This window comes from Neisseria sp. P0021.S005, assembly GCF_051956955.1.
The window spans coordinates 1-6,302 of the sequence record NZ_JBQCWY010000149.1; the positions used below are offsets into that span (position 1 = coordinate 1).

7 protein-coding genes are annotated in these 6,302 nt (G+C 48.8%); 6 read left to right on the forward strand and 1 reads right to left on the reverse strand.

Annotated features, from left to right (window positions below):
* The first annotated feature begins 50 nt into the window (after positions 1-50).
* Complete coding sequence (rpoD, locus tag ACTHUE_RS09440) at positions 51-2,003, forward strand: RNA polymerase sigma factor RpoD (protein WP_107769025.1); 1,953 nt, start codon at positions 51-53, stop codon at positions 2,001-2,003.
* A 117-nt stretch (positions 2,004-2,120) separates the two neighbouring features.
* Here rpoD and ACTHUE_RS09445 read toward each other — a convergent pair whose 3' ends face one another.
* On the reverse strand, positions 2,121-3,473 hold the full coding sequence (locus ACTHUE_RS09445) for a polynucleotide adenylyltransferase PcnB (RefSeq protein ID WP_107769024.1): 1,353 nt from the start codon (positions 3,471-3,473) through the stop codon (positions 2,121-2,123).
* A gap of 216 nt (positions 3,474-3,689) precedes the next feature.
* Here ACTHUE_RS09445 and ACTHUE_RS09450 point away from each other — a divergent pair, with 216 nt between their 5' ends.
* From ACTHUE_RS09450 to ACTHUE_RS09470, 5 genes are all read left to right on the forward strand, one after another.
* A complete protein-coding gene (locus ACTHUE_RS09450) occupies positions 3,690-3,875 on the forward strand; it encodes a DUF3460 family protein (protein WP_070461836.1) in 186 nt (61 codons plus the stop codon).
* 11 nt (positions 3,876-3,886) lie between these two features.
* Positions 3,887-4,555: a class I SAM-dependent methyltransferase gene (locus ACTHUE_RS09455; RefSeq protein WP_440423352.1), complete on the forward strand. Its 669-nt coding sequence runs from the start codon at positions 3,887-3,889 to the stop codon at positions 4,553-4,555.
* A 14-nt stretch (positions 4,556-4,569) separates the two neighbouring features.
* The gene (locus tag ACTHUE_RS09460) at positions 4,570-5,325 is read left to right on the forward strand and encodes a tetratricopeptide repeat protein (protein WP_440423354.1); all 756 of its coding nucleotides are present in this window, start codon (positions 4,570-4,572) and stop codon (positions 5,323-5,325) included.
* A gap of 79 nt (positions 5,326-5,404) precedes the next feature.
* Positions 5,405-5,890 (forward strand): 5-(carboxyamino)imidazole ribonucleotide mutase, encoded by a 486-nt coding sequence (gene purE, locus ACTHUE_RS09465; RefSeq protein WP_440423356.1) that lies wholly within the window; start codon positions 5,405-5,407, stop codon positions 5,888-5,890.
* A gap of 95 nt (positions 5,891-5,985) precedes the next feature.
* The coding region (locus ACTHUE_RS09470) for a hypothetical protein (RefSeq protein ID WP_440423357.1) at positions 5,986-6,302 on the forward strand (317 nt) is incomplete at its 3' end.

A 6,302-nucleotide genomic window follows, 5' to 3' on the forward strand; every position in this document is an offset into this window, starting at 1 on the left:
GGCCACATCACCGTAAACCGTCGGCATCCTATCAACCTAGAGAGCAATCCATGTCTAAAAACCAAAACTACGAAGAATACCAAGACCAAGATGACAACCGTCCCTTGAGTATCGAAGAGCAGCGCGCCCGCCTGCGTCAACTCATTATTATGGGTAAAGAACGCGGCTACATCACTTATTCCGAAATTAACGACGCGCTGCCCGACGATATGTCCGACGCCGAGCAAATCGACAACATCGTCAGCATGATTTCCGGCTTGGGTATCCAAGTAACCGAGCAAGCTCCCGATGCTGAAGACATCCTCTTGAGCGACAACGCCGCCGCCATGACCGACGACGATGCCGTTGAAGAAGCCGAAGCAGCACTCTCCAGCGCAGATTCAGAATTCGGTCGCACAACCGATCCTGTACGTATGTATATGCGTGAAATGGGTCAAGTCGATCTGTTGACGCGTGAAGACGAAATCATCATCGCCAAAAAAATCGAAAATGCACTGAAAAACATGGTGCAGGCAATCTCCGCCTGCCCTGGCTCGATTGCCGAAATTCTGGCTTTGATCGAACAAGTCCGCAACGACGAAATCCGTGTTGATGAAGTGGTTGAAGCCATCATCGACCCTAATGAAGTCTTGTTGAACGAATTGGGCTTGGGTCATTTGGAAAATGCCAAACCAGATGACGAAGAAGGCGAAACCGTTAGCGATGATGAAGATGGCGACGATGAAGATGAAGACGATTCAGGTAGCGACTCTGAAGCCATATCCGCTGCCCATTTGGCCGAACTGAAGCAAAAAGTTTTGGAACACTTCGCCTTTATCGAGAGCGAATACGGCAAAATGATCAAGCAGTTGGAAAAACACGGTAGTCAGCACGCCAACTACCTGAAACACCGTGATGCCATTGCCAACAAACTGTTGGAAGTCCGTTTCGCTACACGTCAAATCGAAAACCTGAGCAGCAACCTGCGCAGCCGCGTTGAAAACATCCGCAAACTCGAACGCGAAATCCGCGACATCTGTATCGACCGCGTCCGCATGGAGCGCGACTACTTCATCAAAAACTTCCTGCCAGCCATTACCGATTTGGAATGGGTAGAAGAAGAAGTAGCCAAAGGCCGTGTATGGGCAAACGCATTGGATCGTTTCCGCCATGCCATCCTCGAAAAACAAACCGAGCTGGCCAATATGGAAGCCGAAACCCGCATTTCCATCGAAGAGTTGAAAGAAATCAACAAAAACATGGTGTTGAGCGAAAAAGAAACCTCAGCCGCGAAACAGGAAATGATTCAGGCCAACTTGCGTTTGGTTATTTCCATTGCCAAAAAATACACCAACCGCGGCTTGCAGTTCCTTGATTTGATTCAAGAAGGCAATATCGGCCTGATGAAAGCGGTAGACAAATTCGAATACCGCCGCGGCTACAAGTTCTCGACTTACGCCACATGGTGGATCCGTCAAGCGATTACCCGTTCCATCGCCGACCAAGCGCGTACCATCCGTATTCCGGTTCACATGATTGAAACCATCAACAAAATGAACCGTATCTCGCGCCAATACCTGCAAGAAACCGGTGAAGAGCCTGATTCTGCCAAACTGGCCGAGCTGATGGAAATGCCGGAAGATAAAATCCGCAAAATCATGAAAATTGCCAAAGAGCCGATTTCCATGGAAACACCGATTGGCGATGACGACGATTCGCACTTGGGCGACTTCATCGAGGATGCAAACAACGTTGCGCCGGCAGAAGCTGCAATGTACACCAGCCTGCACGAAGTAACCAAAGAAATCCTCGAAAGCCTGACGCCGCGCGAAGCCAAAGTTTTGCGTATGCGTTTCGGTATCGATATGAATACCGACCACACTTTGGAAGAAGTCGGCAAACAATTTGACGTAACCCGCGAACGTATCCGTCAAATCGAAGCCAAAGCACTGCGCAAGCTGCGCCACCCAACCCGTAGCGACCGCCTCCGCAGCTTCCTCGACAGCGAGGAAAACAAATCATAAAAGCAAACCGCAGGTTGAAAGACCTGCGGTTTTTTATTGAAATATAATAAGGCCGTCTGAAAAACAAATCTCAAAAGATTTAATGGTTTCAGACGGCCTTAAATTTATTTTGATAATTTATTCAGCCTCTGTAGTTTTCTTTTTCGAACGACGGCGGCGACGTTTGGGTTTGCCATCAGTTGATCCACTTTGTTTCTGACGTTTGTGATCATTGGCCGCAATCATTTGCTGGCGTGTTTCCTCATCGGCATGTTGGAAAGTTGTCCACCAAGAAGCCATCTCTTTATCAACCTCGCCAACCTCGCTACGCAAAATCAGGAAATCATAAGCGGCTCGGAAACGTGTTTGCGATAGCAGGCGATACGGGCGGGCGCCGCGCATATTGTCGAATTGCGGCTGAAATTGCCAGATTTCACGCATGGTTGCAGAAAATCGTTGCGGTACGCCCCAACCCTTCTCTACCGTATCCCGCATGGTGTTCATCGCATCCATCAATGCAGGGACAGGTTTTTGACCATGGCTTTGATTGCGTTGCCACATAGTATTTAGTGTCGGCCACAATACCGCCGCCAATACGAAGCCGACGGAAACGGACTTATCCGCACGGATACGCTCGTCGGTATTTTTCAAGGCCAACATAATCATACGGTTTTCAGCCGCTTCAGCAGTTTTCAAGGCATCTAAAAGTGGATGAATGCCTTCGGGAATGCCCAACTCGTTTAGCCGCTTCAAACAGGCACGAGAATAACCGGAAAACAGGATTTTCAGAATTTCATCAAAAAGACGGGCAACAGGCTCATTTTTCAGACGGCCTGCATATTCGGCAATCGGCAAAGCGGTTTGCTCTTCCACTTCAAAACCCAATTTACCCGACAAACGGACGGCGCGAAGAATACGGACAGGATCTTCCTGATAGCGTTCGGCAGGATCGCCTATCATCACCAATTTTTTATCGGCAACATCAGCCACGCCCTGATGGAAGTCCCAAATCTCCTCTTTAATCGGGTCGTAATACAGCGCATTGCAAGTAAAGTCGCGACGCATGGCATCTTCTTCAATGCTGCCGTAAGTATTGTCCTTCATAATGCGGCCTTGCGCATTTTGCTGAACCTTATCGCCGCCGCGGAACGTTGTCACTTCAATGGTTTCAGGGCCGATCATCACATGAACGATTTGGAAGCGGCGGCCGATAATGCGGCTGCGGCGGAATACTTTGCGGATTTGCTCCGGCGTGGCATCGGTTGCAATATCAAAATCTTTGGGCTCAACCCCGAGCAACAAATCCCGAACGGCTCCCCCTACAACATAAGCCTGAAAACCGGTTTCATGCAGGCGTTTAGCAATTTTCTCAGCGGCAAAGCTCAACATATCCGCATGGATACCATGTTGCTCAAGTGAGATAATTTCCTTTTCGGGCAACGACTTGACGTGTTTTTTAGGCAACACTTTATGCAGCCATTTTTTTAACATAAGCAGCTCTTTTCACAATAAAAAAGGCCGTCTGAAACTTGTCCGGCTTAAGCCTTTGCACAATATCCTGCCGTAGAAAGAACAAAACATTGAGCAAAGGCTTCAGACAGCCTAAAAAAGACGTGCCATTATACCTTATGGAAGTTCGATTAATTAGCGTATTGACAAAAAATATCGGCTATAATGACGGTCTGACAACGATTCAGGCAAGACATCATGTACCACTACAAATCCGAAGCTACCCAATTCCTCGACAAACTCATGGAAGACAATCCCGAAATGGAAGCGCAACGCCTCGAAAACCGCCATTTGCTGTGGGATGTTACCCTCAATCCGGCCGAACAGGCTGAATTTGAAGCGGCCAAAGTCAACAAAAAACCTTACACCTATTATCAAGACTAACCCATATCGGTATGACGACCAACACCCACAATACCGATCCGGCGTTACAGCAGTACCTCAACAGCATCGGTCAATCTGAACATCCCGTTTTGACCGCATTGCGCGAGCGTACCCAATCACATCGTCTGGGAAAGATGGCTATTGCCCAAGAGCAGGCAGCCATGTTGGTGTGGTTGGCCAAATTATTGAATGCCAAGAAATATTTGGAAGTTGGTGTCTTTACCGGTTACAGCAGCACCGCCATGGCACTCGCCCTCCCCGAAGACGGCAAAATCACGGCTTGCGATATCAATGTAACCTTTACCGATATTGCCCGAGAAACATGGCAGGCAGCAGGCATAGCGCATAAAATCTCGCTTCATCTGCAACCTGCTTTGCTGACTTTGGACGACTTGATTGCGCAAGGCGAATCGGAAAGCTACGACTTGGCACTTATCGATGCCGACAAACCGCCTACGCCGCAATATTTTGAACGCTGTTTGCAGCTGGTACGGAGTGGCGGCGTGATTGCCATCGACAATATCTTATTGGGTGGGCGCGTCATGAATGAAGCTGCCGAAAACGATCCGCCCAGCTTGGATATCTTGCGCCATTTCAACCAAAATCTACCGCACGATACACGCATTATTCCCATTACCCTGCCTGTCGGCGACGGTTTGACACTGCTACTAAAAAAATAAAACGACACAATCCGATGAAAACATTATCACATTCCCTGTTTCTTTTGCCGCTTACTCTATTGGCCGCATCATGCGCCGTTTCCCATCCTTCCCAACCTGCCGACAATCCCAACTTTGTCCTGCCGGATATTCCGCGTGAGCCTTTGCATACAAAAAGTATCCCCTATCCACGCTTGGACGCACAAACCCAGATTGACCACTTGGGCATACAAATCGCCCGACTGGAACGCACTGTTGAAGAATTAAATCAACGCTTGCACACATTGGAACAACAACGAAACATCAAACGTCCGACTACTTCGGCTTCCAAACCAAAAGCCCAGCGATTAGACGACCACAAGCTGAAAATGAACTATTTAGCCAATGGCGGAGGCGTGCCGTCTGAAACAGACTCAGCCGCACAAAACGAACTGCGCCTTTATAATCAGGCGCAAAAATACTATCAGCGCAACAACTTCTCTGCTGCAGTAGCCATTCTAAAAGAAGCTGACGGTGGCAACGGAAGCGAAATTGCCCGCCGCAATATGTACCTGCTCCTGCAAAGCCAACAACGTCTGGGCAACTGCGAATCCGTTATCGAAATTGGCAACCGCTACGCCAACCGATTCCGCAACAGCCCGCAAGCTCCCGATGCCATGTACAGCATCGGCCAGTGCCAATACAAACTGCAACAAAAAGACATCGCGCGCAGCACATGGCGCAAACTGATACAAAGCTTCCCAAACAGCGAAGCGGCAAAACGCGCTGCAATCAGCCTGAAACAAAGATAAACGTTCAGACGGCCTTGTCATCCCCAAGGCCGTCTGAATATTTTTTACCCTTAATCCATTCAAACAAAAGGAACTCCTCATGATCCAAGTCGGCATTATTATGGGCAGCAACAGCGATTGGCCGGTGATGCAGCAGGCAGCACAATTTCTCAAAGAATTCGGCGTTGAATACGAAGCGCGTGTCGTCTCGGCACACCGTACGCCTGATTTGATGTTTGAATACGCCGAAACCGCACGCGCACGCGGCATCAAAGCCATTATTGCCGGTGCAGGCGGCGCAGCGCACTTGCCGGGCATGGTCGCAGCCAAAACCACCGTCCCCATCTTGGGCGTACCCGTTCCCAGCAAATACCTGCGCGGCGAAGATTCCCTGCTTTCGATTGTGCAAATGCCCAAAGGCGTTCCTGTTGCTACATTTGCCATTGGTGAAGCAGGCGCAGCCAATGCGGCGCTGTTTGCCATTTCACTTTTAGCCAACGAAAATCCTGAATTGGCTGAAAAATTGGCGGCTTTCCGTGCCAAACAAGAGCAAACCGTTCTAGCCATGGAATTGCCCGAAGCATAACGGACTAAGGCCGTCTGAAAGTTGTAAAAGGAAACTTAGATTTCGTTTTACACTTTTCAGACGGCCTTGTTTAATGATCAAATTAAATTAACATCATGAAACCCCTGGCATTCGTCCTACTCTCCACCCTGCTTTGTGCCTGCCAAAGCCCAAGTATTCCTGCCCAATCAAACGCCATTCCATCTCAGCAACAAGCTCAAGATAATACCGGCAACCTGATTATCTTCTATGATGCACAAACCGGTTCTGAGCCATTGCTAAAAGCAGTGAAAGCCTCCGGCGCAAGTTTGATTTATGAATACAAAAACCTGAACGGCATTGCTATTCGTCCGTCTTCTAAGACCAAGATTGAAGATGCCATTGCCTATTTTAAAAAGGTAAACGGCGTATTGTCCGTCGAACAAGATAGGCT

Bases quoted from the DNA above. Each gene is read 5' to 3' on its own strand.
- rpoD (WP_107769025.1), top strand. From the start codon at position 51: ATGTCTAAAAACCAAAACTACGAAGAATACCAAGACCAAGATGACAAC.
- ACTHUE_RS09445 (WP_107769024.1), bottom strand. From the start codon at position 3,473: ATGTTAAAAAAATGGCTGCATAAAGTGTTGCCTAAAAAACACGTCAAG.
- ACTHUE_RS09450 (WP_070461836.1), top strand. From the start codon at position 3,690: ATGTACCACTACAAATCCGAAGCTACCCAATTCCTCGACAAACTCATG.
- ACTHUE_RS09455 (WP_440423352.1), top strand. From the start codon at position 3,887: ATGACGACCAACACCCACAATACCGATCCGGCGTTACAGCAGTACCTC.
- ACTHUE_RS09460 (WP_440423354.1), top strand. From the start codon at position 4,570: ATGAAAACATTATCACATTCCCTGTTTCTTTTGCCGCTTACTCTATTG.
- purE (WP_440423356.1), top strand. From the start codon at position 5,405: ATGATCCAAGTCGGCATTATTATGGGCAGCAACAGCGATTGGCCGGTG.